The organism is Variovorax sp. dw_954 (assembly GCF_018449755.1).
In the GTDB taxonomy this organism is placed as follows: Bacteria; Pseudomonadota; Gammaproteobacteria; order Burkholderiales; family Burkholderiaceae_C; genus Variovorax.
The window spans coordinates 1-26,358 of the sequence record NZ_JAAVVD010000042.1 but is presented as its reverse complement, the minus strand read 5'-3'; the positions used below and the strand labels follow the sequence as shown (position 1 = coordinate 26,358).

The window sequence follows — 26,358 nt, the reverse complement described above, 5'->3', positions numbered from 1 at the left end:
ACCCATGATCGACAAGTCCTTCATCGGAACCGACCTCGGCCGGCGCACTGTCACCATCGAGGAAGGCGCGGTGCGCTTCTACGCCAAGGCGATCGGCGAGACCGATCCCATCTACAGCGACGTGGACGCCGCCCGCGCTTCCGGCCTGCGCTCGCTGCGCGTGCCGCCAACCTACCTGTCGTGCCTGGAAACGCAGGCCTTCCCCTCGCGCGACGTACTCAAGCTCGTGGGCATGGAGCTCAAGCGCATCTTGCACGCGGAGCAGGCCTACGCCTACCACGCACCGGCGTGCGCGGGCGAGGCGCTGACCTTCGAGTCGCGCATCGCCGACATCTACGAGAAGAAAGGCGGCGCGCTGGAGTTCCTGATCAAGGAAACCCGCGTCACCAACCAGGACGGCGTGCACGTCGCCGACCTGCGCTCCACCGTCGTGCAGCGCCAACTCGGAAAGGCAAGCTGATGGCCATCGACCTCCAACAACTCCAGGCCCTGAAGGTCGGCGACAGCACGGCCACCTTGCAGATCCCCGCGATCTCCCGCACCACGCTGGCGCTGTACGCCGGCGCCTCGGGCGACCACAACCCGATGCACATCGACATCGACTTCGCGCGAGCGGCCGGCGTGGACGACGTGTTCGCGCACGGCATGCTCTCGGCCGCCTACGTGGGCCGGATGGTCACCGACTGGGCCGGCCAGGCGCGCGTGCGCTCGCTGAACATCCGCTTCACCGGCATCACCGCCGTGCACGACGCGCCCAGCTGCACCGGCGTCGTCGCCGAGCGCTTCGAGCAGGACGGCGAGATACGCCTGCGCATCGACATGCAGGTCGCCAACCAGCAGGGCGACGTCAAGATCACTGGCCAGGCCGTGATCGCCGTCGTCTGAACTTCATTCAATCCAACATCCAGCAAGAGACACACATGAGCAGAAAACTCGAAGGCAAGGTCGCCATCATCACCGGATCGGGCCGTGGCATCGGCCGCGGCGTGGCACTGAAGCTCGCCAGCGAAGGCGCGCGCATCGTCATCAACGACCTCGACGCGGCACCGGCCGAGGAAGTAGTGGCCGAGATCCGCGAGGCCGGCGGCGCCGCGGTGGCCTGCGTCGGCAACGTGACCGCGGCCGACTTCGGCGAGCGCATCGTCAAGACCGCGCTGGACACCTTCGGCGCGCTCGACATCATCGTCAACAACGCCGGCTACACCTGGGACAACGTCATCCAGAAGATGAGCGACGAGCAGTGGGACGCCATCCTGGACTGCCACCTGAAGGCGCCCTTCCGCGTGCTGCGCGCCGCGCAGCCCCACTTCCGCGAAGCCAGCAAGGCCGAGGCCGAGGCGGGCAAGGAAGTGTTCCGCAAGGTGGTCAACATCTCGTCGACCTCGGGCACCGGCGGCACCGCGGGCCAGGTCAACTACTCCTCGGCCAAGTCCGGTGTGATGGGCATGACCAAGGCGCTTGCCAAGGAATGGGGCCGCATGAAGGTCAACGTCAACTGCGTCGCCTTCGGTGCGGTCGAGACGCGCCTGACGCAGGCCGTCACGCAAGAGACGACTGTCAAGGTCGACGGCCGCGACGTCCGCGTGGGCATTCCCGCGGACAAGATCGCACTCGCCGCCAAGGAGATCCCGCTCGGCCGGATGGGCACCGTCGAGGAAGCGGCCGGTGCGGTCTACATCCTGTGCCTGCCCGAGTCGAACTACGTGACCGGCCAGACGCTGATCTGCGGTGGCGGACGCGGCGGGTTCTGAACCCGTCCTAACAACGGCGCAGTCGATAAGGAATTCCAACATGCCACAGTTGACGAGGCACCACGCCCACTGGCCCGCCGGCGTACCGCACACCCTCGAGATGCCCGAGCGCAACCTCTTCGACCACCTGCCGCAGCGGGCGGAGCTCCACCCCGAGCGCACGGCCATCGACTACTACGGGCGCCCCACCACCTACCGCGCGCTGCATGACGGCGCCGTGGCACTGGCCGGCTACCTCCAGCAGCACCTGGAGGTGCGCCGCGGCGACCGCGTGCTGCTGGTGATGCAGCCCTGCCCGCAGTTCGTGATGGCCTACTACGCGATCCTGCGCTGCGACGCGGTGGTGGTGGCGCTCAGCCCCATGAGCACCGATGCCGAGCTGCGCTACTACGCGAGCGATTCCGGCGCGCGCGTGGCAATCGCGATGCAGGACTTCCTGCCCCGGCTGCAGCCGCTGCTGGACGATGGCGCGCTCGAAGGCGTCATCGCGGGCGCCTACAGCGACCTGGCCGGCCGGCCCGAGGACGTGCCCTTCATGACGATCCCCGATTTCGTGCTGGCGCCGCGCGAGCACGGCAGCCAGCCGCTGGTGCACGACTTCATGGGCGCCCTGGCGGCCGACATCGCGCCGCTGCCCTCCAGCGCGCGCGGCGCCGACCTCGCCGTGATCGCCTACACCTCGGGCACCACCGGCAAGGCCAAGGGCGCCATGATGTCGCACCGGGCCTTCGTGCAGACGCTCAACCAGCGCATCGCGTGGATGGATTTTTGCGAGGACGACACCGAGCTGACCTGCATGCCGCTCAACCACATGGGCGGCATGGCGATGATGAACGTGCTGCTCGCGGGCGGACGCACCCAGGTGCAGCTCTCGCGCTGGGACGCCGGTGCCACCGCCGAACTGCTCGAGCGGCGCCGCGTGCGCGTCTGGGGCGGCGTGACGCCGATGATCGTGGAGCTTCTCGCCCAACTGGCCGAGAAGCCGCGCGACCTGTCTTCGCTGCGCTACGTCCTCGGCGGCGCGACGCCCATCCCGCAGGCCGTGGCCGACGAGATCAAGCAGCGCTTCGGCCTGACGCTGATCGAGAGCTACGGCATGACGGAAACCTGCAGCGCCTCGCACGTCAATCCGCCGCAGGCCCCGCGGCGCCAGTGCGCGGGCATTCCGTGGATCGACTCCGATGCGCGCGTGATCGACCCGTCGACCGGCGAGGAACTCGGTCCCGGCGTGCACGGCGAAATCATCCTTCACACGAAGACGCTGTTCGACGGCTACTGGAACATGCCGCAGGCCACCGCCGAGGCTTTCATCGAGATCGACGGCAAGCGCTTCCTGCGCAGCGGCGACATCGGCTACCACGACGAGGACGGCTACTTCTACGTGGTCGACCGGCTCAAGCGGATGATCAACGCCTCGGGGCTCAAGGTCTGGCCGAGCGAAGTCGAATCGTGGATGTACGGGCACCCTGCGGTGCAGGAGGCTTGCGTCATCGCGGCCGCCGACGCGCGCCGCGGCGAAACCGTCAAGGCCTTCATCGTGCTGCGGCCCGAGGCGCGCCAGACGGTCACGCCCGAGCAGCTGATCGAGTGGGCCCGCGGCACCATGGCGTCATACAAGGCGCCGCGGCTGGTGGAGATCGTGGACAGCCTGCCGAAGACGCCTGCGGGCAAGGTGCTCTGGCGCGTGCTGCAGCAAGCGCAGAACGAGAAGGACAAGGCGCTCGCCGGGAGCGTCTAGAGACGCGCCCAAGGCCTCGTAAACGGCAAGCGCGGGCCGCCTGCCGCCGCGTAGCGTTGGACACGGTTTTCCATGACGAACTCCCATCAAGTTGTGCGAGTCAACGACGCGCCGGGTGCTGTCCAAGCACTCGGCACTGCTCATATGAAAGACCCTGCGGAGGGATGCATGCTCAGGCCGAGGGGCAGCTTTCTGGCGCTGAGAGCTAGCCCCGGTTTCGGCCACAATCAGCCGGTCGTGCTTGCCCGCCCAGTGACTGCTATCTGAACGGAGCCGACGCCCCGATTTGGCGGTACGACCCACACGAGTGATTGCAACAAGGGCATCTTCACAGAATCATCGAGGCGCAAGCCCACCTTGAGTGGAAGGTAGAACGATGACAACGTTGCTCGTTGATAACGCCACATTGGCCAGTGCGGGCCGCGCGCTGTATGTCGGTACTACCGAATCCGGCCAACTCGGGGCCGAGCATGCGAGGGAGTACTACATGCGATTCCCCTCAGCCGAGCGCGAAGATCGCCGCGCGCTGTACGAACTGGTGACGGCGCTAGTGCTCGTCGATGAACTCACTTGGGAAGGATCAAGCACGCTGACGGACGTGACAGACCCGCCACTCGATCCAGATTTCGGTAAGCGGGCATTGGACAGTGGCGGCCATCAAAACCTAGCATGGGTATATCGGTGGTTCCCGAAGTTCGAAACGCTGCGCCAAGACAAGACGCTGCTGCCGACTTACCTGTACGACGTTGATAGGGATCGCCTTGGCCTCGCTCAGGAACTTGTCGTCAAATGGATTGCGGGCATGGATGCGTTGCGGAGAACGCAAACATCCCTGTTCGTTAACAAGATACCCTTGTGCTATCGAGATCCGGCGCACCCGGACCGCCACGCCGTTCGAACGTATGGCGACTTCAGACCACGGCTCACCGAAGATGAGATATCAGTAGCGTTGTTCGTATCCCGGGGCGTTTTCTATCAAGCGTGCACCAAAGCTTCGAATCTTGAGGGATACCTGCCGCACTCTTGTCGAGGATATCTGCTCCAAGATGAAGGACTACGCGAGATTGTTGACTATTGCGCGTTGTGCACAAACGAGATCTCGGCGACCCAGGTGCTGGAATGGGTCGATTCGACTGTTTACGAGCGCGCAAGAGCAGTCGCGACCAGGGGATTGCCCCAAGGCAAGGGAATGAGCGTTGGGGGGTCGTTTTTTCGAGGTACGGCCTCACCGCTGGCGGCCTGGGAAAGCGCGATAGCTTTTCGAGAAGGACCGTCCGGCATCGAGTTGCGGCAGCACTTTCGCGGACTCCTCGATCTTGCCGCTCAAGACGACAAGATACGCATCAATCAGGCGCTCGTCGAAATTGACAAGCAACTCGTCACGGCGACCATTCACGTCAAGGGCTGCCTCGACACTCCCCCAGCAGAAGAGCGGCTCGTTCTCGATGCGCTTCCGTGGTGGGGCAAGGCCGCTCACTACATGCTTCCCGAGTCGGCCAAAGGGGCATTGCGAAAAGCGTTGTTCGCGAGTCTCACTAATAAGAGCCCCTACCAAATGCTCTTCGACGCCTACCTAAAAGCACCGAGGCACGACAGTCGCGCGTTTGGGTAAGCGCTGGCGGGTATGCCGCAATCCAGAGCGATGGGAGGACGGCCGGGAGTTCCTGCTGGCGCGCCGGAACGCCGGCTAACCGAGCGCTGCGGCCGTTCGCGACCACGACGGCTATGCGTGCTCTGGGCCCGGACCTCCACTTGGAGGGCAAAGATTGCGGTCGTCCGATCCCTGCGTGGGCGACACGAACCGGTACTACTACTACGTTCAGTATTGCCACGAGCAAAACAATCTCCCGTCCGTAGTCGAAAAGATCAACCGGCAGACCTGCGAGCAGCTTCTCGCCAGTGTCGCTTCGATGGGCCCAGGTTTGTTTGACAAACCGAGTCGACCCCCAGGTTGCGTACCACGCGATCAGGACAGGTTGATGGAACTTCCGTTCGCCGAACAGGACGGACGGCGAGCGGCCCAAGGTCGCAAGTAGCCGACCATCCATTGACAATAGTCGTCTACCGCGGGGCGATGGCCCGCCTGGATTCGTGGATCGCGCCGTGCGCCCGCGCTCAGCCGCCGGTCTGCGCTGCCTTGCGGTCCTGCACGTCGCGCATGCGCGCCACGGCTGCGTCGCGGCTGGTCACGCCGAGCTTGGCGAAGATGTTCTTCAGATGCCACTTGACGGTCTGCGTCGACAGGCCGAGCGCACGTGCGATCTTCTTGTTGGGCAGGGCCTGGGCCAGAAGTTCGAGGACCTCGACCTCGCGCTCCTTCAGGGGCTCCGCGCCACCGGCCCCCGCCGGATCGCCGGTCGCGCCGGGTGCGCGTGCCGAGGCAGCCGCGGCAGCTAGAAGCTGGCGAACGTAGAACGCGCGCACCGGGTCGACGTCCTTCTCCCGCAGCAGCGCAGCGAGCATTTCCGCAAGCTCGGGAACCGCATCGAGCAGGCGGCGCACCAGGCCAAGACGGCGGCCGACGGCGAGCGCTTCGACCAGGTCCGTGCGCGCACGCTCGGTCTTGCCGAGCCGCCAGTTCGCATAGGCGCGCTTCAGGCGGTTCTGTGCGATCGCGCGTGCGCGCCCCGCCTTCTCGGCGCGCGCGAGCATCGCATCCAGCACACCGACGGCGGCATGGAAATCGCCCATCTGGAAGGCCACGGCCACACGCGCGCTGGCGGCGCACCATTCGATCTCGCTCTGGATGGGCGGGAGCACATCCGCGTACTTTGCCGCCAGCGCCTCGAGCCGGACCAGCGCCGCCTTGGCAGCATCGGACTTTCCTTGCCGAAGGTTCCAGCCGCATCGCAGGCGCAGCGCATGGGCATGCAGGCGGTCCAGGCCGCGCACGTCGGCGAAGTCCTCCAGGCGGTCGAGCGCATCGAAGGCTTCGAGCTGGTGTCCCTCCTGCCAGTGCGCCGTGGCCAGCACCACATACGCGCGCAGCACCGCGTCAGGAATGGTGACGCGTTCGATCAGTTCGATCCGGGACTCCAGCAGGCGGCGGGCGGACTCGACTTCGCCGAGTTCATAGAGCACGTCGCCAAGCAGGGCCGCGGCCGTGCAGGCCACGCCGGCGAAGGCCGATCCGCGTTGCTCGGCCTCCTCGTAGACCTCGCGCAGGATCCGTTCGGCCTCGACGACGCGCCCCTCCATCACATGGCTCAGCGCACCCAGGCTGCGGGCGACCAGGGCCTGTCGGACGCTGCCGCCGGCGCCGGCGGTCAGGACCTCGCGGGCCTGCTCGAAGCGACCCAGGTGGATGTACGCCCAGCCCTGGATCGTGCCGCTGCCGGCCAGCGCGAGATCGTCCGCGCCCTCGGGAACCTGCGCCATCGCGGGCAGCATGGCCTTAAGGCCCGCGGTGTCGTCCAAGTGCAGCGCCAGGCAGGCGCGCAGCAGCAGGAGCTCGTAGCGCTGCAGGTGGTCGAGCGCCAGTTCGCCGCTCATGCAGTCGGCATCGATCTGCGCGATGGTCTGGGCCAGCGGACGCAGGTCGCGCGCGAACACCTGCAGGTTGGCCTGCGCCAGGCGCAGGCTGCCGCGCGGACGCAACTCCTCGGCCGGTATCTGCCGCAACAGGGCGGACAGGCGGCCCAGCTCGCCGCCGTTGAGCAGCTCGCGCACCACGGCCGCGACCATGTCGGCCGCGGCCTTTGTCTCGTTCACCCGCAGCGCGTGCCGCACCGCTTCGTCGACCGGCCCGTGCTCCTCGAACCAATGCCAGGCCAGTGCGTGCAACGCGCGCACCTCCTCGGCGGGCTCGCGCGCCAGGCGCGCGAGCAGCACCTCGCGCAGCAGCGGATGCAGCCGGTACCAGGCCTCGCGGTCGCGGCCCTGGATGCGGACGATGAAGAAGTTGTCGCTGTCCAGTTGCGTGAGCCGCGTCATCATCCGGGCCACGGCGTGGGGCTGGCCCAGCAGCGACGCGCACAGGGAGGCGCAGAAGCGTTGGCACACGGCCATGCGCGTCAGCAGGTGCAGGTCTTCCGGCGAGAGCTGGTCCAGCACCTCGCGCTCGCAGTAGCTGGCGAAGGCGCGTGCATCCGACAAGGGCACCGGCGAGCGCGCAACACCGCGCTTGCCCTTGAGGTCGACTGCGTACAGCTGCAGGCCGGCCACCCAGCCGTCCGTCATGCCGTGCAGGGCGTGGGCGTCGCGCGCATCGATCTGCCCCAGGTGCTCGCGCAGGAAGCGCTCCGATTCGTCGGCGGAGAACTTCAGGTCGCGCAGATCGAAGGTGGAAAGCTGGCCCTGCGCGCGCAGCCGCCCCAGCGACAGGGGCAGCGCGCTGCGCGACGCCAGCGCCAGATGCAGCTGCGGGGGCGCATGGTCGAGCAGCCACTGGATCGTCTGGAAGATGCGCGGGTCGTCGACCCAGTGCAGGTCGTCGAGCATCAGCATCAGCGAACGCCGGCGCGAGGCGATGGCCTGCACCAGGGAAATGACGCAGTGCTCGACGGCCGCCTCGTCGACATCGGTGTCGACCAGCAGCGAGGCCTCGCCGACCAGGTCGACGTCCACCTCCGCGATGCTGGCCAGCAGGCAGCGCAGGAAGCGTGGCAGTTCGTTGTCCTCGGGGGCGATCGAGAGCCAGGCAACGTCGACGTCGAAGGGCACCAGCGCCTGCAGCCAAGCGACCATCGTGCTGGTCTTGCCGCTGCCGGCCGGCGCCTGGATGACCACGCAGCGCTGGTTGCGCGCCTCGACCAGGCGCGCCAGCATGGCCTCGCGCGGCACGAGCCGGCGGGCTGCGCGCGGTGCAGTCACTTTGGTGCTGGCGATGGCGCCGGGCCACTCGATGGTCATGTCTTGTCTCCTGGGGCGAGTATTGACCCGGAGCCGCTCGACGGGAAGACTGCAATTTCGCCGAATGAAAAAACTCGCCCTCGAAGCGCCTGCGGCGCTCCGGGCGGCCGCCAGAAGCGGCTGCCAACCCGGTGGTCAGCCGCCCCTTCGGCCTTTGCTATTCCTGTTCTGACTCGCGCAGCGGCAGGAAACGCGGCGCACTGGCCACCTGCAGGCCGCCGCTGGCACTCAGGCCGTAGATGCCGCGCGCGACGTTGTGCGGATGTCGGGTCGCTTCGTCGATGCTCAGCACCGGCGCGAAGCAGACGTCGCTGCCTTCCAGCAGCGCGCACCAGTGCGCCCGCGACTGGCTGGCAATGAGCGTTTCCAGCCGCGCCTTCAGCGCCGGCCAGGCCGCCTTGTCGTATTGCGCCGCCGGGTCCACGTCATGCAGGCCCATCTTCTGCAGCAGCAGCGCATAGAACTTGGGCTCCAGCGCGCCGATGGTGATGAGGCCGCCGTCGGCACAGGCGAACACATCGTAGAAGGGCGAGTCGTGGAAGGGACTCGGCTCGGGGCTGTCCAGCTGCCCGTTGGCGCGCGCCCAGTGGGCAATGGTGCCCAGCATGGCCACCACGTCGACGATGGCGGCATCCACCACGCGGCCCTGCCCGCTGGCGCGCGCATCGACGAGCGCGCAGGCGATGCCGAAGACCATGCCGAGGGCGCCGCCGGCGTCGCCGACGACGGTCGGCGGCAGGATCGGGCGTTCGCCACGGTGCGCCGACAGCGACAGCAGTCCGGTCAGCGCGACGTAGTTGAGGTCATGGCCGGCGGCATGCGACAGCGGGCCGCTCTGGCCCCAGCCTGTCATGCGGCCATACACCAGGCGCGGATTGCGCGCCGCGCACTGCGCAGGCCCCAGGCCCAGGCGCTCCATCACGCCGGGGCGATTGCCTTCGATCACCACGTCGGCCGCCTCGACCAGCGCCATGGCACGGGCATTGCCCTCGGGCTGCTTGAGGTCCAGCGGCACGATGGTCTTGCCGCGGCGCAGCGGGCTCTCCAGGTCGCCGCCCAGCTGCCTGGACACCGAACCTTGCTGCGGCGGTGCCACCACGGTCACCTCGGCGCCCATGTCGGTCAGCATGCGGCCGGCCAGCGGCCCCGGTCCGATGCCCTCGAACTCGACGACCTTCACGCCCCTCAGTGGCGGCATCATGCCCCCAACCTCCGCGCGATGAGATCCTTCATGATCTCGCTGGTGCCGCCATAGATGCGCTGGATGCGCGCATCGGCGTACAGCCGCGCGATCGGGTACTCGACCATGTAGCCGTAGCCGCCGAAGAGCTGCAGGCACTCGTCGACCACCTTGCCCTGCTGCTCGGTGCAATAGAGCTTGGCCATGTAGGCGGCCTCCGGCTCGAGATTGCCGTCGACCAGGCGCTGCACGCAGTCGTTGACGAAGCTGCGCACCACGTGCGCGATGGTCGCGCATTCGGCCAGCTTGAAGCGCGTGTTCTGGAAGTCGAACACGGTCTGTCCGAAGGCCTTGCGTTGGCGCGTGTACTCGACCGTCAGCTCGACCGCGAGTTCGATCACCGCGGCCGCCGGCACGCACAGCAGCATGCGCTCGTACGGCAGTTGGCTCATGAGCTGGGCGAAGCCCTCGCCTTCCTTGCCCAGCAGATGGTCGGCCGGCACGCGCATGCCGTCGAAGAAGAGTTCCGCCGTGTCGGAGGCATGCTGCCCCAGCTTCTCCAGGCGCCGCCCGACGCGAAAGCCAGGCAGGTTTTCCGTCTCCACCACGATCAGCGACACGCCGCGGCTGCCGGCGTCGCCGGTGCGCACCGCCATCACCAGCAGGTTGGCCGAGAAGCCATTGGTGATGAAGGTCTTGCCGCCGTCCACCACGTAGTGATCGCCGTCGCGGCGCGCGCGGGTTCGCAGCGCCTTCAGGTCCGAGCCGGCGCCCGGCTCGGTAAGCGCGATGCCCGCGAGCAGTTCCCCGCTCGCCAGCCGGGGCAGCCAGCGACGCTTCTGCGCCTCGGTGCCGTAATCCATGATGTAGTGCGCGGCCAGGTTGTGCACCGCGATGTTGCCGGGGAACTCGGCCTTGGCCAGTTCGTCCTGCACCACCAGCTGGTAGGCCATCGAGACGCCGGCGCCGCCGTAGCTCTCGTCCAGCTCCGGCAGCAGGAAGCCCATCTCGCCGAACGGGCGCCAGGCTTCGCGCGGAATGTAGCCCTGCCGGCGCCAGCCCTCCAGGTGAGGCGACAACTCGTTGTGGATGAAGCGACGCACCTGGTCGCGGAAAGTCTCGATGTCTTCGTCCATCCACGGATGGCGAAGCAACTGGGGGAGTCCGGTCACTTGGAAATCTCTGTCTTGGGTGTGAGGGTCTTGCAGGTCGTTTGCGCGCGCCTCTTGCGGTGCGGCAACGCAGGTGCATGCACCTTAGTGCGGGACGTGCCGCGCGTCACCCCCCCGCCGCGGGTGTCCGGCCCGCTCCCCACCGTGGGGGGGCGACAGCGCGGCGCCGAAATCCTCCAATGCGTGCAAGTCGGCAAGAGGACCATGCATGCAATTCACCACACCCAGCGAAGAGCAACGGCTCACCGTCGAGGTCTTTCGGGCCTTCGCGCAGCGCGAGGTCCATCCGGTCGCGTGCAAGCACCGGCATCGGGTGATGTCCTGGGCCACCGCGCACGAGGTGCAGCAGATGGTGGCCGAATTCGGGCTGCCCGGCGCCGCCATCCCGAAGGCGCTGGGGGGCCTCGGCCTGTCGTGTGGCACGCAGGGCCTGCTCTTCGAACAATTCGCCCAGGCCGGCGGCGAGGCGCTGCCCGGCGTGCAGGACAGCATCGTCGTGGCGCGCCTGCTGCTCGCGGCCGCCCCGGCCATCCGCGACCGCTACCTGCCGGATGTGATCGCAGGCAGGAAGATCGGTGCACTGGGCGCCATGGAGGCGGCGGCCGGGGCGGCATCGCAGCCGCTGGCGCAGGCTCGCCTGGAGGACGGCCATTGGCTGGTCACGGCGGATGAGATCCGCGTCTCCAACGGCATCAATTCCGATTTCGTGATCTGCCCGGTCCGCACCGCGGCCGGGCAGTTGGCGCTGGTGCTGGTCGAGCGCGACGCGCATCGCTACGAGGTGCGCCTCGACCACGCCGCCGGTCCGGCCGACGCAGGGTCGGCGGAAGTCTTCACGGCCAGCGCAAGCGTGCCGGCGGACCACCTGCTGGCCCAGGGCGACGAGGCGCAACAGTTGCTCGCCGCCGCTCGCACGCAGCAATGGATCCTTGCAGGCCTGGGCAGCGTCGGCCTGATGCAGTTGGCCCTGGAGGAATCGATTGCCCACGCCCGCGCACGCGAGGAGTTCGGGCGCCCGATGGCGGCGCACCGCCTTGTCGCGGCACGCATTGCCGAGATGGCGACGCGCGTCGAGTCGGCCCGACTCATGTGCCACCGCTGCCTCGCGATGGTGGACGCCGGCATCGACTGCGAGACCGAGGCCGGCATGGCGAGGTGGTACGCGTCGGAGGCCGCGGCCGGCCTGCATCGGCAGGCACGGCAGCTTCGCGGCGTCGATGCGCCCGAGTGGGACGGCCCCCACGAGCACCGCGAATCCTTCAAGCGCGCAGGCGCTGATCGCGCCGTCGAGATCCAGAAGCTGGTCGCCGCGCAGGCGCTCACCGGCATTTCGGCCTTGAGCTAGCAAAGGAGACGCCTAGCGACCCGCACCCCCATGACGGCCGGCTACGAAGCCAGCCCTGCACATAAGAAAACCCCAAACGAATCGAGATCGAAAGACAGATGATGAAAAACCAGAGACAACAGGCGCAACAGGCCCGCCGCAAACTAGCCACGAACACCTCACCCATGAACAAGATCCTTGTCGCGATTGCCGCACTGACAGCCATCGGCTCGGCTTCGGCGCAATCGAGCGTGGCCTTGTTCGGCGTCGTCGACATCGGCGTCAGCTACTACCAGACGACCAGCAACTACCAGAACAACGGCGTCATTCCCGCCACGCCCAAGCCGGACCTCAAGCAGAGCCAGACGGTCTTGTCCAACGGCGGCAATGCAGGCGGACGGCTGGGCTTCAGGGGCCAGGAAGACCTCGGCGGCGGCTTGGCCGCGGGCTTCTGGCTGGAGTCCTCGATGTGGGGCGACGTCGCAACGGTTGGCCGTGGCGCCCTCTACTTCGACCGGCGCTCGACAGTGAGCCTGCTCGGACCTTTCGGCGAAGTGCGGCTCGGCCGCGACTACAGCCCCACCTTCTGGAACGACGGGGTCTTCGATCCCTTCGGCAACGCCGGCTCCGGCAGCAGCCTGATCGTGCAGACGATGGGCAGCGCCTTCCCGACGCTGCAGCTGAACCGCGGGTTCTACGCCCGCAAGTCCAATTCCGTGGGCTACTTCCTGCCGCCCAGCCTGGGCGGCTTCTACGGCCAGGTGATGTATGCGTTCAACGAGGTCGTCAACTCGGACGCGCTGAACGATCCGACCACCGCGAACAACGCGCGCACAGGCCGCTACGCAGGCGGTCGCGCCGGCTACGCCAATGGCCCGCTCGACGTGGCTGTGGCCTACGGCGGCAGCACGGTCGCCGACAACTTCCACTTCGGCTCGACGACGAACGTGACCACCTTCAACATCGGTGCCTCGTACGACATCGACGTGGTGAAGTTTTTCGGCGAGTACTCGAAGGTCGACGTCAAGAGCGACTTCGTGAACATTGCCGCCTTCCCGCTCACACCCGCGCTGAGCCCGCCGCAAGACCTCAGCACCAACAACTACCTGGTCGGCCTGACGATCCCGGTCGGTGTGGGCCTGATCAAGGCTTCGTATTCGCAGGTGAAGGGGGAGTTTTCCGCATTCACGCGCGCCGGCGCGGTGCCGGTGACCACGCCGCCTCCGAAGGCGCAGAAGTACGCCATCGGCTACGTGCACAACCTGTCGAAGCGCACGGCGCTGTACGCCACCTTTGCGGTGACGGACAACGAGAACGGCGCGGCCATCTCGCCGGTCAGCGTGACCTCGGCCGACGTCGGTCCGGGCTACACGAACACGGCCAACTCCTCGGCGCCCGGCTATCGGGCGGGGCGTGGCTACGGTTACGACTTCGGGATCCGGCACGCTTTCTGAGCCCCCAGGGCCGGGCCTTGCCCGGCCCGTCCCCGCGCAGGGGATCAAGTCGAGATGGCAAGGCCGTATCGACGTGAAAGCGTGATGTGCGGGGCGCCACTCTCACGGAGTGGTGCATGCCGCACCTGCCTTTGAGATCCTCGAATGCGAGTGATCCCCCTCCCCGAGCCCCCCACCTGCGCACACACGAATCCATCGCTGCAGGCGAGCACGACAACCATCAAAGAAGAAGACGGAAACGCCATGACCATCGAGCGACGGCCAAAGCAGCCGCGCAAGCACGCCGCGTCCAGCAGGACCGACGCTGCACGAGCGACCCCCCTGACGGCACATCCGGTGCCGCCCAGGCTCGGCCCCGACATCGGCATGCCGAAGGCCTTGCGCAGTCCCCGTCCCGACCGGGCGACGCGCGCCTTCCTGCGCATGCTCAACCTGGTCCAGCCTCTCATTCCGCAAAAGCTCGTTCCCCTGAAAGCCCAGCGCGAGATCATCCGCCTGTCGGCCCTGGCCTATGGCGACCGGCCCGACATGGCCGAAGTGACCGAGCGCACGATCGCCGGCCCCGGCGGACAGATCGCACTGCGCATCTTCACGCCCAAGCGCGAATCGAAGCCACGGCCAGCCTTCCTGTGGTGCCATGGCGGCGGCTTCGTCACCGGCGGACTGGACACCGCGGAATCCATCTGCCGGCAGGTCGCGCTGGAAGCAGATTGCATCGCGATCGCCGTGCGCTACCGGCTCGCGCCCGAGCATGACCTGGTTGCCAGCCGCGAGGACTTCATGGCCGCGCTGCGCTGGGTCGCCGAGCACGGCGCATCGATCGGCGTCGACACCGCGCGGCTGGCCATCGGCGGCGATTCCGCTGGCGGCAACATCAGCGCCGCCGTCGCGCAGGCATGCCAGAGCCATGACGGCCCGCATGTGTCGCTGCAGGTGCTGGCCTACCCGGTCACCGATCTGCTGCACGAGTTTCCGTCGCACGCCGAGAACGCCAAGGGCGGCTACCTGCTCGACGAGAAAGTGACCGGCTGGATCAAGAGCCTGCTCGGCGAGAGCGCGAGCGAGGGCTTGAGCGATCCCAGGCTGTCGCCCCGCCGCAATCCGGACCTGCGCGGCCTGCCGCCGGCCCTGGTCATCACCGCCGGCTTCGACCCGCTGCGCGACGACGGGCTGGACTATGTGGCACGCCTGCGCACGGCCGGCATACCGGTGGAGTTGCTGCACTACGCCGGCCAGATCCACGGCTTCCTGAACTTCGACACCGTGATAGGCGCTGGCCGCGATGCGCTCGAACGCGTCGCCACTGCGCTGGCCACGACTTTCGGCAGCACGGCGCTGACCGACCGAACGCTGGAGATCACCGACCCGCCAGGCCCGCCGCCCCCGCTCGTGCACCACCTGGTGGCCGAGTGCGCCAGCACCGCACTGCTGCTGTGGATCTCCTCCGAGCGGTGGGGCCACACCTTGCTGAACCTGGCAGCACCGCGCGCCGCGCGGTCCGTGGGCCGCCTGGCAGGGTGGACCCTCGGGCCGGCCCTGGGGCTGCGCCGGCTGGCGATGTCGCGGCTGGACCGGCGGCATGTGCGCCAGACCCACCCGTCGCGGCCGGTTGCCTGAGAACAACGATGGAGACGACAAACATGACACGACCCAAGATACCCGACCCAATGGCCCTGGGTCGGCAGGCGCTCGACCAGTTCGAGACCGGCGTCAACGCCTACGCCAGCCGCAAGATGGCGGACGCCGACTTCGTGCGCACGCTCGGCAGCCTCGCGCAGTGGCCGCTGGGCCTGAAGCACCTGACCGGGCAGGCTCAGGCCAGCGTGCTCAAGCGCCTGGACCTGCCCAGCCGCAGTGAACTGGCCGCGCTGGCGGCCGCCGTGCAGCGCGTCGAGGACAAGCTCGACCAGTTGCTTCCCACGCCTGCGCAGCATGCCGCGCAGTCCGCACCCAGGCGCACGCGTCGGCCGCCGCCACCGCTGCCGCTGCCGGCCGCCTCCGCGCCGGCAGAGCCTGCGCCCGCTGCCAGACATGTGTCCACCGCCAAGCCTGCGCCTGCCGCCAAGCCTGCGCCCGCCACCAGACGTGCCCCTGCCGCCAAGCGGGTTTCGGACGCGAAAGGAGCCCGCCGATGATCTCGAGATCGGCTACAGCAAAGGCGCCGCCCCCGACACCGCGGGCAGCGTCGAAGAAGGCCGCGCCGATGCCGCCGGCCGCCGCCGAACCGACGCCGGCCGCGCGGCTGCGCGAGGAAGTCGAGCGAATGATCCAGCGCGGGTTCAAGGGCCTGGAGTACTTCGGCTCGCCGGCGCCGCAGGTGGGCGTGACGCCGCGCCGCCTGCTGCACCGGCGCGGCACGCTGGGCCTGTACCACTACGAGCCTCTCAACGACGAGCTCTACCGCGTGCCGCTGCTGCTGGTGATGGCCACGACGAACAAGGCCAACTTCTTCGACCTGACCCCGGGCCAGAGCATGGTCGAGTACCTCATGCGGCATGGCTACGACGTCTACGTGATGGACTGGAACGCCCCCACGCGCGCAGAAAGCGGGTTGCGCATCGAGGACTACGTGCTCGACTTCATACCCGACAGCATCCGCCGCGTGCAGCAGCACTGCGGCGAACCCGATGTCTCGCTGATCGGCTACTGCATGGGCGGCGTGCTCGCCACCATCTACGCCGCACTGCACCCGGGTGGGCCCCTGAAGAACCTGGTCACGTTCACAACGCCGATCGACTGGACCCAGACGACGCTGGCCGCGTCCATCGCCGGCTCGCAGGACCGGGACGTCGACCGCCTGATCGAGGCTGTGGACCTGGTGCCGCCCGAGTCCATCATCTCCGCCATCAACCTGCAGCGCCCTGCCAGCCGGGCCGTCGCGCAGGTACGGCTGTGGGACAACATGTGGAACGACAAGTACGTCAAGGCGTACCGCATGATGCAGCGCTGCGAAGCCGAGACGCTGCCGATGGCCGGCACCTACTCGCGGCAGATCCTGAAAGAGCTGATCCGCAAGAACGGCCTTGTCAACGACACGCTGCGCATCGGCGGCCGGCCGGTGCGGCTGGAGAACATCGAGGTGCCGCTGCTGCACATCATGGCCCAGTACGACCACATGGTCCCGCAGGCGTGCGGGCGCCCCCTGGTCGAACGCGCGGGCTCGCGCGACAAGTCCGAACTCATCCTGCCAGGCGGCCATGCCAGCCTGGTGGCAGGCCCCAATGCCGTCAAGCGCATGTGGCCCGCACTCGATCAATGGTTAGCCCCGAGGTCCGTATGAAGAAAAAACCGCTTTCGCGCGACTACCCGCGCCACTTCAAGCTGGGCAAGTCCGGCATCACCGTGCGCTGGATGACGCCGGACGACGCAGCCGCCGTCGGCGCCTTCGTCCAGTCGTTGCCCGCGCACGACCTGCTGTTCGTGAGCCAGGACATCAGCCACCCCAAGGTGCTGGCCGCCTGGATGAGCGCCCTGGCGGATGACCGCATGCGCAGCCTGGTGGCATTCGAGGGCGACCAACTGGTCGGATGCACGGCGATCGTCATCGATCCGCTGTCGTGGTCCGCGCACGTGGGCGAACTGCGCGTGCTGGTGGATACGTCATGGCGCGGCCGCGGGCTGGGCCGCGTGCTGGTGCAGGAAAGCTTTGCACTGGCGCTGGGCTTCGGACTCGACAAGCTCATCGTGCGGATGACGGTGGACCAGGGCGCCGCCATTGCGCTGTTCGAGGAACTTGGCTTCCGCGCGGAAGCGGTCCTGCGCGATCACGTCAAGGATCGCGAAGGCCGTTCGCACGACCTGGCGCTGCTCGGCCACGACATCGACGAGGTGCAGGCGCGCATGCAGGTGATGGGCCTGGACCGGGCATTGAGCGCGTGAATCCACTCGCATGACTCTTTCATTCACTACAACTCGCCGGTCTTGACCGGCACACACGGAGACTGACCTATGACAAGCAACAGAGAACTTTCAATTCACGGTGTCACCCCGACAGCGAAGACCTTGGGCACGCAGCAATGCGGCCGGGCTTCGCGGTGGCATGGATCACGGCTTGCGATCGCAGGCATTGCATTGATGCTGGCCGGCGCCGCGTCGGCGGCTTCGTCCACGATGCCGCAATACAACCCCTACCTCGCACAGTCCTACAACAACCAGGGCCACTGGAACGACGCGGCCACCGACAGCACCGACATCGCCGTGCCGCGCGGCGCGTTCGAAGTCACGCCGGGTTCCTTCGATGTGGTCCCCAATGAATCGGCCAGCCTGCCGCATTACAGCGACAAGGTCGGCGGCAAGGAAATCTACTGGTGGTGGTCTGGTTTTTCGCTGCGCAAGCTGCGTATCGACAACGGCAAGTTCGTCGAGATCGACCGGATGAAGATCCCGCTCTCGCTGCCGGACTACAAGGAAGCCACGCCCGAGCAGCGCATGGCGCAGGCCGCCGAGGTGCAGAAATTCCTGCAGGCGAAGGATGAACAGGGGCTGCTCGACTACATGAAGTCGCAACCCAACCGCATGCTCACCGCGGTCGAAGACCAGGTTCGGACCGGCGCCATCTATTCGCTGCTGACGCGCGAAGATACTTTCGTCGGTGCCAGCGGCCGCCGGCTGTTCACGATCGCCCAGTCCGATCCGAAGGATCCGGAATCGCGCCTGCTGCCGCCCAGGGAAAAGGTCCTGCCGGAGGAACTGTTCGACAACGAGAAGGCCAAGCGCGGCACGCGTTATCCGGTCGATGCCATGTTCGGAATCGGCATGACCTACAACGGCTACCTGCTGGCCAATACCGTCGGCGGCAAGATCATTACCCTCGACCGCAAGACCTTGGAAGTGGTCGATGTGTATGCGGTCAAGGGCAGCGACGAACTGTTCCTCAACGGCTTTGCCACCGGCCGGGAGATGGGCGGCGGCGCGGTGTACGTGGCCTCCAACACGACGATGTATCGCCTGGTGGTCGACGCGAAGGGCAAGATCCACGCCGACGAAAAGAGCGGCGCATGGCAGGAGCCCTATGAGCGCGGCGCCAAGTTCACGAGCATCAAGATCGCCGACGGCACGGGTTCGACGCCCACGCTGATGGGTTTTGGAGCGAAGGACGACAAGCTGGTCGTGTTCACCGATGGCGCCAACAAGATGCGCCTGGTGGCGATGTGGCGCGACAAGATTCCTGCAGGCTGGAAGCAGAAGCCCGGCACGCTGTCGAGGCGCATCGCCGATCAGCGCGAAGTCGACCTGGGACCGGAGATAGACACAGTGCAATCCGAGCAATCGGTGGCGGTGTATGGCGACTATGCCTTCGTGATCAACAACATCCCGACCAGGCAAGCGCCGCAATTGAGCAACCAGTCCTATTTCGCGTCCATGATCAACGGCGCAACCCGTCCCAGCCCGCGCGGCGCCGCGATGATGAAGTGGGACCCGAGCACACATGCATGGAAAACCCAGTGGACCCGCACCGACCTGGGCTCGATTTCGATCGTGCCGATGATCAGCGGCGGCAGCCGGATGGCGATCATCGACGGCTATTTCGCGGACCGCATGAATGACCGCCACCTCATCGGCATGGACCTCGATACCGGCAAGACCGTGCTGCGGATCCGCACCGGCACCGATCCGCGCTTCAATGGCATGTTTGCGCCGATCAAGTGCGATCCGGACGGCAACATCCTGTTCGGCATGGCGTTCGGACTGATGCGCATGGATACGTCGAAGATGAAGCGGCTCGAGGACTGAGTCGGCGCAACATGTATGGCGCCGCAGTTCGGCGCCGCTTTGAGGCTGAGGGCGGCGGCGTCGACGAAACGCGATTGCCCATGATGCGTTAGACCGGCCGACCGAGGCCGGATCGAATCCGCGAACGAGCAATGCACGCCGCGCACGTCAAGATGGGAACTTCATCCGTTCGACAAGGGCAGTGAATCTGCGATCGTCCCGAAGCGATTTCCAGCGCGGGTCCAGCCGCAACCAGACGAGCCAGTTGGAGCGTTCCTCGAAGGCCTTGTCGAGCCAAGCGAAAGCCTCATCTTTCTGGCCGAGTCCCGCATGCACGAGCGCCACCCCATAGGCGGTGACGAAGCGGTGCGTCGACAGGGCTTCCATCTCCAGCAGCACGGATCGCGCGTCATCCTTGCGTCCCGCCACGCCGCAGGTGTAGCCGCGGGCGGCGACCAGGACGGGCCACCCAGGTGCCACACGTTCGGCGCTGGCGGTCTCCACGAGCGCCTCGTCATACCGGCCCGTCTCGACAAGGGCACGGCCCATCCACAGATGCGCCAGGAGGAAGTCGCTCTTCATGCCGAGAACCGACTGCAATTGCGCAATCGCCTGCGCCTCGCGGCCGTTGTAATAGTGGTGGAATCCGATGTCGGTGTTGATGGCGAGTGACAGCGGATCGAGGCGGTGCCCGGTGCCGATCTCCCGAAAGGCCGCGTCGGCATCGCCTGTCGCCAGCAGGTAGACCGCGTACCACTGGTGTGCAAGCGGGTCGTTGGGGTTCAACGCAATGGCCCGCGCGAATTCCTCGCGAGCGCCCGCCCAGTCCCAGTCGAAGTAGAACTTGATATAGGCCAGCGAAGCGTGCGCCTGCCCCAGAGAAGGATCCAGTTCAAGTGCCTTCAGGGCATAGGGGCGCGCCACGGGAAAGGCGCCGACGGGTGCCACGTAGCTCAGGTAGCCGAGCGTGGTGTGCGCATCGGCAAGTGCGGCGTACGCGAGCGCAAAGTCCGCGTCGAGTTCGATTGCGCGGTGGAAGTGCTTGATGGCGCGTTGAAGGCCCTCTTCGCTGCGTTCATTCCACAGGAAGCGGCCCTGTAGATAAGCCCGGTACGCCGCGTCATGGGCGGTGGGCCGGCGACCCAGGGCGTTGATCTGCGCTTCCGGAGGATTCACGCGCAGTTCTCGAAGCAGGTCTGCGGAGAGGCGGGCAGGCAGATGCGGCAGGTCGGTGGCCGGAATCTCGTAGGTCGACTTCCAGACGCTGCGCTGACGCGCGACATCGAACAACTCGAGCCGGAGGGTCAAATCCTTCCCCCGCTCCACAAGCGTTCCGCTGAGGATGGCGGCAGCATTCAGCTTGCGTCCGGCATCCTTTGCGTCGACAGGCCTGCCCTTGAAGCCCAGGGTGGAGGCGCGTGGCGTCACACGAAGGCCGCGAATCAGCGTCAGTCTGTCAATAACGCTGTCGGAGATTCCATCGGCGAGGTATGCGATCGCGGGTACGTCGACGGCAAAGGGCAGGACCGCGACTGAATCGTATGGATCGGGCCGTGCAGCCAACTGCCAGGCGATGAAGGCGGCCACCAGCACCCACAGCACGCCCGCAAGCAGCCAGGCGGCCGTTCGACGCGCTGGCCCCGCTGCCACCGGCGTTGGCGCCGGAGTCACGGGTGGGCCTGAGCCTCCACCACCGCGCAATTGCGCGAGGTTCAAGGTCGCGATGTTTTCAAACTCGACGGGGCCGACGAAGCGGTAGCCCTGGCGCGCAACCGTTTCGATCCACCCGGCGCCATCGGGCGATCGCCCCAGCACCTTCCGGATCGCCGACACGTTCACGCTGAGGTTGACTTCTTCGACGACCAGCCCCGGCCAGACCTGCTGCAGCAGTTGATCCTTGCTGACGAGGTGCCCCGGATGGCGCATCAGCGCGACGAGGATGTCGAAGGCCTTGCCGGTGATCTCGACCGCCTGGCCGCCTTGCATGAGCAGGCGTTCGCTGGGCACCAGCAGGATGTTGCCGCATCGAAAGATCGACTCTTCGTGACCCTTCATGTCGCCTGACCCCGTGCCTCAGGGCTTTTGCAGGAGAAATCCAGCCCTTGTGCAGGGACTGGTGCGAGCGAAGCGCGAACCATCGTAGCACCGGCATGTGCCGGAGCGTGACGATCCAAAGGAGCTCATCATGAACATCCGGCCAGGACCCCATTCGATTGCGTTGCTCATTGCTACGGCTATTTGCCAAGGCGGCGCGGCCCAGGCTGCCGCCGAAGACGAGGTGCGCGCGAGCTTCGAGCGATTCGTGCAAGTGCAGAACACGCACGATGCCAAGGCGCTGGAGGGGTTGCTCGCGGACTCCCCCGGATTCCTGTGGATCACACGCGGAACAGTCATTTGGGGGCGAGACGCGGCGTTGCAGCAGTTCGCGAAGCTTTATACGGGCACTTGGCGGCTGGACCCGGAATACGGCGGCTTTCGGGTCGTGCCGATCGGCGAAGACGTTGCCGAAGTCCATGTGCCGGTCCAGTTCACGACCGGTCCGGCCGGGCAGGCACCGCAGGTCACCCGGCTCTTCCTGAACCAGGTGCTCGTGAAATCGGGGGGCGCGTGGCGCGTGTTGTCCATCTTTCCGATCGCTGCGCCGGCGCCTTGAGATGCTCGCCGATAGAGGATGGAGGATGCTGCGCCTCGGCCGGCTGCGGTCTTTCAGGCGCTCGGGCCATCCCAGGATCTACGACCGGTTCCAAGGTAGTACAGACATGGCCCGGGCTCCGTCCCTCTACCAACTGCGCCATTGCAGTAGTGCCCCCGATCGAACGGCGGCTCACCACGGCGCCGAAGTGCTAGTCCGGAAAAGCGCCAGTTTTCGCAAGGGCTCGATGTGGGCGATGCCTCAGGCTCTTGCGGAACTGGTGGCGCGTTGCGACGGGCCACTTCGGGCGCGCGTTGCGCGTTGCTTCCGCGAAGCGGTCGAGCTGGCATGCACTTCAACCTCGGTCGCCAGATACTGCGCGATCTCTCGCTGAACGGCGCTCAAGGGCTGCGTCGAAGTCACGAGCGCGAGCTCTGTCGGAGGCAGTTCGGGAAAGCCATCACGCGTTCCAAGGAGCGCGTGACCTTCCATGACGGCACTCATCGGCAGCACCGTCACGCCGAGCCCACAAGCCACGGCCGCCTGGATGCCGGTGAGGCTCTGGCTGCCGAAGGCCACTCGCCAAGGCCGGCCGGCGATCTCCAGTGAGCGGATGGCGCGCTGCCGATAGATGCAACCGTCGGGGAACAGTGCCAAGGGCACGCTGCTCTCTTCCCGGCGCAGGCCCTGCGCACCGGTGACCCACACGAGGCGCTCCGGCCAGGCGGCGATGCACTCGCCGGCCCCGGGCTCGCGCTTGACGAGCGCAATGTCGATCTCGCCTGCGTCCAAGCGGCGTCGCAGGTCGATGCTCATGCCGCTCACCGTTTCCAGTCGCACGTCGGCGTGCGATGCCATGTAGCCGGACAGGATCGTCGACATCCGAACCGCATCGAAGTCCTCGGGAACGCCGATACGCACGGGTGGCAAGGACGCGGGTCGCGCCAAGGCGTCTTCGGCTTCCTGCGCCATCGCCAGCAGCTTGCGGGCATAGTGCGCAAGCCGCTCGCCGCCTTCTGTCGGCACGACGCGCTTGCCGGTGCGGTCACGCAGCAGCAGCGCCTGCCCCATCCTGTCTTCCAGCTTGAGGATCTGCTGGCTCACGGTCGATTGGGTCCTGTGCACGCGGTCGGCGGCACGCGAGAAGCTGCGCTCGTCAACAACGCACACCAGGGTTTTCAGAAGTTCAAGATCCAGCATATGGCCTCCGTCAGTCGATTATCCACTGACAATCATGGAAAGATTTAATTTCCAAATAATCGAGCACCTGAGCACCATCGAGGCCTCTCATCCGACACGGTGCACTGAATGCCGCTCTTCAATACCCCCCGCCCGCAATGGCTGACCTTCGACTGCTACGGCACGCTGATTCAATGGGACGAAGGCCTGCTGGCCGCCGTCGAGCGCATCCTGCGCAGCAAGGGCTCGGTCGACATCGATCCCGCTCGACTCATTTCGATCTACGACTCGCACGAGCACGCGCTGGAGCAGACGCCCCCGCATCGCTCGTTCCGCACGGTCGCGGGCGAGAGTCTGCGCCTGGCGCTCGACGAACTGGGGCTGCGGAGCTCTCCCGATGACATCAGCGTCCTCACGGACGGCATTGGCGCCATGCCTCCTTTCCCGGAAGTCGTCGAATCGCTGCGCCGCTTGAAGACCGCGGGCTTCAATCTCTGCATCGTCTCCAACACCGACGACGACATCATCGCGTCCAACGTGGCGCAACTCGACGGACTGATCGACCGCGTCATCACGGCCCAGCAAGCGGGGGTCTACAAGCCGGCCCGTGGCCTGTTCGACCATGCACACGCCCAGCTTGGCGTTTCGAAGGATGACGTGGTCCACATCTGCGCCAGCCCGCACCTGGACCACGCCGCCGCGCGGGATGTCGGCTTCCGTTGCGTCTGGATCGACCGCGGGACCGGCCGCCAGCTGCTTCCCGACTACACGCCGGACGCCACGCTGAGCAAGCTCGATCAGGTCGCCCCGCTCTTCAACGAGCTGGGCTGGTTGTGAAGACGCTTGAGGAAATCCACCATGGCACACACGCTGGCTGTCTCCCCGGCCTCACCTGCTTCACTGGCTTCACCGACGCTGAAACTTGACTCGGAGGCGGCCATGGCGGCGCGCGTCGAACTCGCCGCGTGCTTCCGTCTCGCCGCCAGGTTCGGGTTCGAGGAGGGGATCTGCAACCACTTCTCGGCCGTGGTGCCGGGGCACGACGGCCTGATGTTCATCAACCCCTTCGGCTACGCCTTTGGCGAGATCACGGCATCGCGGTTGCTGGTCTGCGATTTCGATGGCAACGTCCTGGCCGGCGAAGGGGTACCGGAGGCGACGGCCTTCCATATCCACGCTCGCCTGCATCGGCTGAAGCCCCGCATCAAGGTCGCGCTGCACACCCATATGCCCCATGCCACCGCGCTGAGCATGCTCGAAGGACCGCCGCTGATATGGGCCGGCCAGACTGCGCTGAAGTTCTACGGCCGGACCGCTGTCGACGAGCACTACAACGGGCTGGCGCTGGACGCCTCCGAAGGCGATCGCATCGCCCAGGCGATGGGCGATGCCGACATCGTGTTCCTGAAGAGCCATGGTGTCATGGTCACGGGCCCCAATGTCGCCGAAGCCTGGGACGACCTCTACTACCTCGAGCGCGCCGCCGAAGTGCAGCTCAAGGCCATGAGCGCCGGCCGGCCCATCAAGCCGATTGCGCCGGAGGTGGCGCAGCGCACCCATGAGCAGATGCGGGCCGGAGACCCGGCAAGTGCCCGGGCTCACCTGGACAGCTTGATGCGCATGCTCAGGGCAGAAGGCATCCCGCTCGACGAATGAGGGATGGACTGACTGCACCGGTGCCGGCGGCTGTCAATCGGGCGTGCGTCGGTCGCAGAACTCGATGAAGCGATCGGTCGATATGCCCGCCTTGTCGACGGACTGCCCTTGTGGTCAGCGAATGGCAGTTTCCTGGGTGCGCTTTGGAACGGCGGTCCCGGCCATCTTCCAAGGCGTGATCGCCGGGGCACGTCGTCCAGGAGGGAGCACGAAGCGGTCGCTCTGATGCGCTCCAGCGATCGACCGCTTTCGCTGCTGCGGAGATCTCAACCATGTGCAGGTCTTGAGAGGCTGGCTGGCGCGATTGGCAAGCCGTTTGTACTAGCCCGCGCCGCCGGCGGTGACACGCCAGATGACGTCACCCACGTCGTCTGCCACAAGCAGCGCGCCGTCGGGCCCGATTGCGACGCCGACCGGGCGCCCGTACGACTCGCTTTCGTCGGGCGACAGGAACCCGCTCAGGATGTCGCGCGGCAGGCCTGCCGGGAGGCCGCCCTCGAACGGCACGAACACGACCCGGTAGCCGCTCAGCTTGCTTCGGTTCCATGAGCCGTGCTGGCCGATCGCCATGCCCGCGGGCCAGCCGGGCAGCGTACCGGCGGGCAGCCAGCACAGGCCGAGCGACGCGGTGTGCCCACCGAGCGCGTAGTCGGGTGTCAGCGCGCGCGCGAGCGCGGCCTGGTCCTGCGGCACGCGGTCGTCGACCGTGCGGCCCCAGTAGCAGTACGGCCAGCCATAAAAGCCGCCGTCACGCACCGAGGTCAGGTAGTCGGGCGGCGTCTCGTCACCGAGGCCGTCGCGCTCGTTGACCACGGTCCACAGTTGACCGGTGTTCGGTTCCCAGGCCAGGCCGACCGGGTTGCGCAGGCCGTCGGCGTAAATCCGGCTGCGGCCGGTGGCGAGGTCGATCTCGTAGATGCAGGCGCGCCCGGTTTCGACCTCGAAGCCGCTTTCGGCAATGTTGCTGAGCGAGCCGACGGCAGCGAAGAGCTTGCTGCCGTCGGGGCTCGCGAGCAGGCTGCGCGTCCAGTGGCCGCCCGGCTTGAATTCGTTCAGGCGGCGGCCCGGCGTGTCGATCCGCGTCGTGCCGGGGGTGTACGGGAACGCCACCACGCCGTCGGTGTTGCCGACGTAGAACACGTCGCCGATCAGCGCCATGCCGAAGGGCTGGCTCAAGCCCTCGAGCAGCGTCGAACGGACCTCGGCGATGCCGTCGCGGTCGGCATCGCGCAGCAGCGTGATGCGGTTCGGGCTCGGGCCGATCGCGGCGGCGCGCCGCATGGTGCTGACCATCGCGTAGTCGAACACGGACTTGACCGGGCCCGCCTCGAACAGCGCTTCGGCCACCGTCACATCGCCGTTGGGCAGCACGTGGATCCAGCGCGGATGCTTCAGTCCGGTGGCGAACGCGTTGACCTCGAGCCCGGGCGCCGGTGTCGGCTTGTGCCCGCCGGACCAGCCGCGCGCAGTCGGCATCTTGAGTGTCGGGATGCGGCCCTGAGGGCGTGCGTCGGGGATCGTCGGCGCGGCTCCGACCGCCTGCGTCGGATCGCCGGCCTGCATCCGGCGCCACTGCAGCGCTGCATTACCGGCCAGCGCAACCATCTGCGCGAACGCGCTCGACATGCTCATCAAGGTTCCTCTCGTCCCAGATTACCCAACACGATGTCCACGGAGCCCTTTCCTATTCCGGCAGCGCATTCAGCAAG

Annotated in this window: 22 protein-coding genes; 16 read left to right on the top strand and 6 right to left on the bottom strand. The window is 66.9% G+C overall.

Translation table 11 applies throughout. The annotated features are described in order from the left end of the window. Positions 1 to 4: 4 nt before the first annotated feature. From HB681_RS35830 to HB681_RS35810, 5 genes are all read left to right on the top strand, one after another. Entirely contained in the window at positions 5 to 460 is a 456-nt protein-coding gene (locus tag HB681_RS35830) for a MaoC family dehydratase N-terminal domain-containing protein (RefSeq protein ID WP_213959658.1), read from the top strand. Continuing rightward, entirely contained in the window at positions 460 to 885 is a 426-nt protein-coding gene (locus HB681_RS35825; protein ID WP_213959657.1) for a MaoC/PaaZ C-terminal domain-containing protein, read from the top strand. The genes HB681_RS35830 and HB681_RS35825 overlap by 1 nt, the downstream gene beginning before the upstream one ends. A 35-nt stretch (positions 886 to 920) precedes the next feature. Continuing rightward, positions 921 to 1,751 carry an SDR family NAD(P)-dependent oxidoreductase gene (locus tag HB681_RS35820; RefSeq protein ID WP_213959656.1) on the top strand — a complete coding sequence of 277 codons (831 nt, stop codon included), beginning with the start codon at positions 921 to 923 and terminating at the stop codon, positions 1,749 to 1,751. A gap of 40 nt (positions 1,752 to 1,791) precedes the next feature. Continuing rightward, positions 1,792 to 3,489, top strand: a complete 1,698-nt coding sequence (locus HB681_RS35815; RefSeq protein WP_213959655.1) for an AMP-binding protein — start codon at positions 1,792 to 1,794, stop codon at positions 3,487 to 3,489. A 376-nt stretch (positions 3,490 to 3,865) separates the two neighbouring features. Beyond that, a complete protein-coding gene (locus HB681_RS35810; protein ID WP_213959654.1) occupies positions 3,866 to 5,101 on the top strand; it encodes a hypothetical protein in 1,236 nt (411 codons plus the stop codon). Between the two features lie 503 nt (positions 5,102 to 5,604). Here HB681_RS35810 and HB681_RS35805 read toward each other — a convergent pair. From HB681_RS35805 to HB681_RS35795, 3 genes are all read right to left on the bottom strand, one after another. Next, positions 5,605 to 8,340, bottom strand: a complete 2,736-nt coding sequence (locus tag HB681_RS35805) for a LuxR C-terminal-related transcriptional regulator (RefSeq protein WP_213959653.1) — start codon at positions 8,338 to 8,340, stop codon at positions 5,605 to 5,607. Positions 8,341 to 8,497: 157 nt separating this feature from the next. Continuing rightward, positions 8,498 to 9,541: a CaiB/BaiF CoA-transferase family protein gene (locus HB681_RS35800; protein ID WP_213959652.1), complete on the bottom strand. Its 1,044-nt coding sequence runs from the start codon at positions 9,539 to 9,541 to the stop codon at positions 8,498 to 8,500. Next, the gene (locus HB681_RS35795) at positions 9,538 to 10,656 is read right to left on the bottom strand and encodes an acyl-CoA dehydrogenase family protein (RefSeq protein WP_213959673.1); all 1,119 of its coding nucleotides are present in this window, start codon (positions 10,654 to 10,656) and stop codon (positions 9,538 to 9,540) included. The genes HB681_RS35800 and HB681_RS35795 overlap by 4 nt, the downstream gene beginning before the upstream one ends. Positions 10,657 to 10,900: 244 nt before the next feature. Between HB681_RS35795 and HB681_RS35790 the strand changes: the two genes are divergently transcribed. The 7 genes from HB681_RS35790 to HB681_RS35760 all read left to right on the top strand — a co-directional run bounded on the left by HB681_RS35790 (position 10,901) and on the right by HB681_RS35760 (position 19,203). Next, complete coding sequence (locus HB681_RS35790; RefSeq protein WP_213959651.1) at positions 10,901 to 12,037, top strand: acyl-CoA dehydrogenase family protein; 1,137 nt, start codon at positions 10,901 to 10,903, stop codon at positions 12,035 to 12,037. Positions 12,038 to 12,201: 164 nt separating this feature from the next. Beyond that, positions 12,202 to 13,470 carry a porin gene (locus HB681_RS35785; protein ID WP_213959650.1) on the top strand — a complete coding sequence of 423 codons (1,269 nt, stop codon included), beginning with the start codon at positions 12,202 to 12,204 and terminating at the stop codon, positions 13,468 to 13,470. Positions 13,471 to 13,713: 243 nt separating this feature from the next. After that, positions 13,714 to 15,087: an alpha/beta hydrolase gene (locus HB681_RS35780; protein ID WP_213959649.1), complete on the top strand. Its 1,374-nt coding sequence runs from the start codon at positions 13,714 to 13,716 to the stop codon at positions 15,085 to 15,087. A 23-nt stretch (positions 15,088 to 15,110) separates the two neighbouring features. Next, complete coding sequence (locus HB681_RS35775; RefSeq protein WP_213959648.1) at positions 15,111 to 15,605, top strand: hypothetical protein; 495 nt, start codon at positions 15,111 to 15,113, stop codon at positions 15,603 to 15,605. Beyond that, positions 15,602 to 16,750 (top strand): alpha/beta fold hydrolase, encoded by a 1,149-nt coding sequence (locus HB681_RS35770; RefSeq protein WP_256354014.1) that lies wholly within the window; start codon positions 15,602 to 15,604, stop codon positions 16,748 to 16,750. The genes HB681_RS35775 and HB681_RS35770 overlap by 4 nt, the downstream gene beginning before the upstream one ends. Continuing rightward, a complete protein-coding gene (locus tag HB681_RS35765; protein WP_213959647.1) occupies positions 16,747 to 17,349 on the top strand; it encodes a GNAT family N-acetyltransferase in 603 nt (200 codons plus the stop codon). The genes HB681_RS35770 and HB681_RS35765 overlap by 4 nt, the downstream gene beginning before the upstream one ends. Before the next feature lie 69 nt (positions 17,350 to 17,418). After that, positions 17,419 to 19,203, top strand: coding sequence for a hypothetical protein (locus HB681_RS35760; RefSeq protein WP_256735238.1), 1,785 nt, complete (start codon positions 17,419 to 17,421; stop codon positions 19,201 to 19,203). A 147-nt stretch (positions 19,204 to 19,350) separates the two neighbouring features. Here HB681_RS35760 and HB681_RS35755 read toward each other — a convergent pair whose 3' ends face one another. Continuing rightward, positions 19,351 to 21,108 carry a tetratricopeptide repeat protein gene (locus HB681_RS35755; protein ID WP_256735237.1) on the bottom strand — a complete coding sequence of 586 codons (1,758 nt, stop codon included), beginning with the start codon at positions 21,106 to 21,108 and terminating at the stop codon, positions 19,351 to 19,353. Between HB681_RS35755 and HB681_RS38565 the strand changes: the two genes are divergently transcribed. Together HB681_RS38565 and HB681_RS35750 are read left to right on the top strand one after the other, a co-directional pair. After that, complete coding sequence (locus tag HB681_RS38565) at positions 21,100 to 21,246, top strand: hypothetical protein (RefSeq protein ID WP_256735236.1); 147 nt, start codon at positions 21,100 to 21,102, stop codon at positions 21,244 to 21,246. The two genes, HB681_RS35755 and HB681_RS38565, sit on opposite strands and share 9 nt — an antisense overlap. An 88-nt stretch (positions 21,247 to 21,334) precedes the next feature. Further along, on the top strand, positions 21,335 to 21,835 hold the full coding sequence (locus HB681_RS35750) for a nuclear transport factor 2 family protein (protein ID WP_213959645.1): 501 nt from the start codon (positions 21,335 to 21,337) through the stop codon (positions 21,833 to 21,835). Positions 21,836 to 22,075: 240 nt separating this feature from the next. On the opposite strand, the gene HB681_RS35745 is transcribed toward HB681_RS35750, so the two are convergent. Beyond that, complete coding sequence (locus HB681_RS35745; RefSeq protein ID WP_213959644.1) at positions 22,076 to 23,014, bottom strand: LysR family transcriptional regulator; 939 nt, start codon at positions 23,012 to 23,014, stop codon at positions 22,076 to 22,078. Positions 23,015 to 23,122: 108 nt separating this feature from the next. Here HB681_RS35745 and HB681_RS35740 point away from each other — a divergent pair, with 108 nt between their 5' ends. Together HB681_RS35740 and HB681_RS35735 are read left to right on the top strand one after the other, a co-directional pair. Continuing rightward, complete coding sequence (locus tag HB681_RS35740) at positions 23,123 to 23,830, top strand: HAD-IA family hydrolase (RefSeq protein WP_213959643.1); 708 nt, start codon at positions 23,123 to 23,125, stop codon at positions 23,828 to 23,830. Positions 23,831 to 23,851: 21 nt separating this feature from the next. Beyond that, positions 23,852 to 24,649 (top strand): aldolase, encoded by a 798-nt coding sequence (locus HB681_RS35735; RefSeq protein ID WP_213959642.1) that lies wholly within the window; start codon positions 23,852 to 23,854, stop codon positions 24,647 to 24,649. Between the two features lie 321 nt (positions 24,650 to 24,970). Here HB681_RS35735 and HB681_RS35730 read toward each other — a convergent pair whose 3' ends face one another. Then, on the bottom strand, positions 24,971 to 26,281 hold the full coding sequence (locus tag HB681_RS35730) for a sorbosone dehydrogenase family protein (RefSeq protein ID WP_213959641.1): 1,311 nt from the start codon (positions 26,279 to 26,281) through the stop codon (positions 24,971 to 24,973). Positions 26,282 to 26,358: the final 77 nt, after the last annotated feature.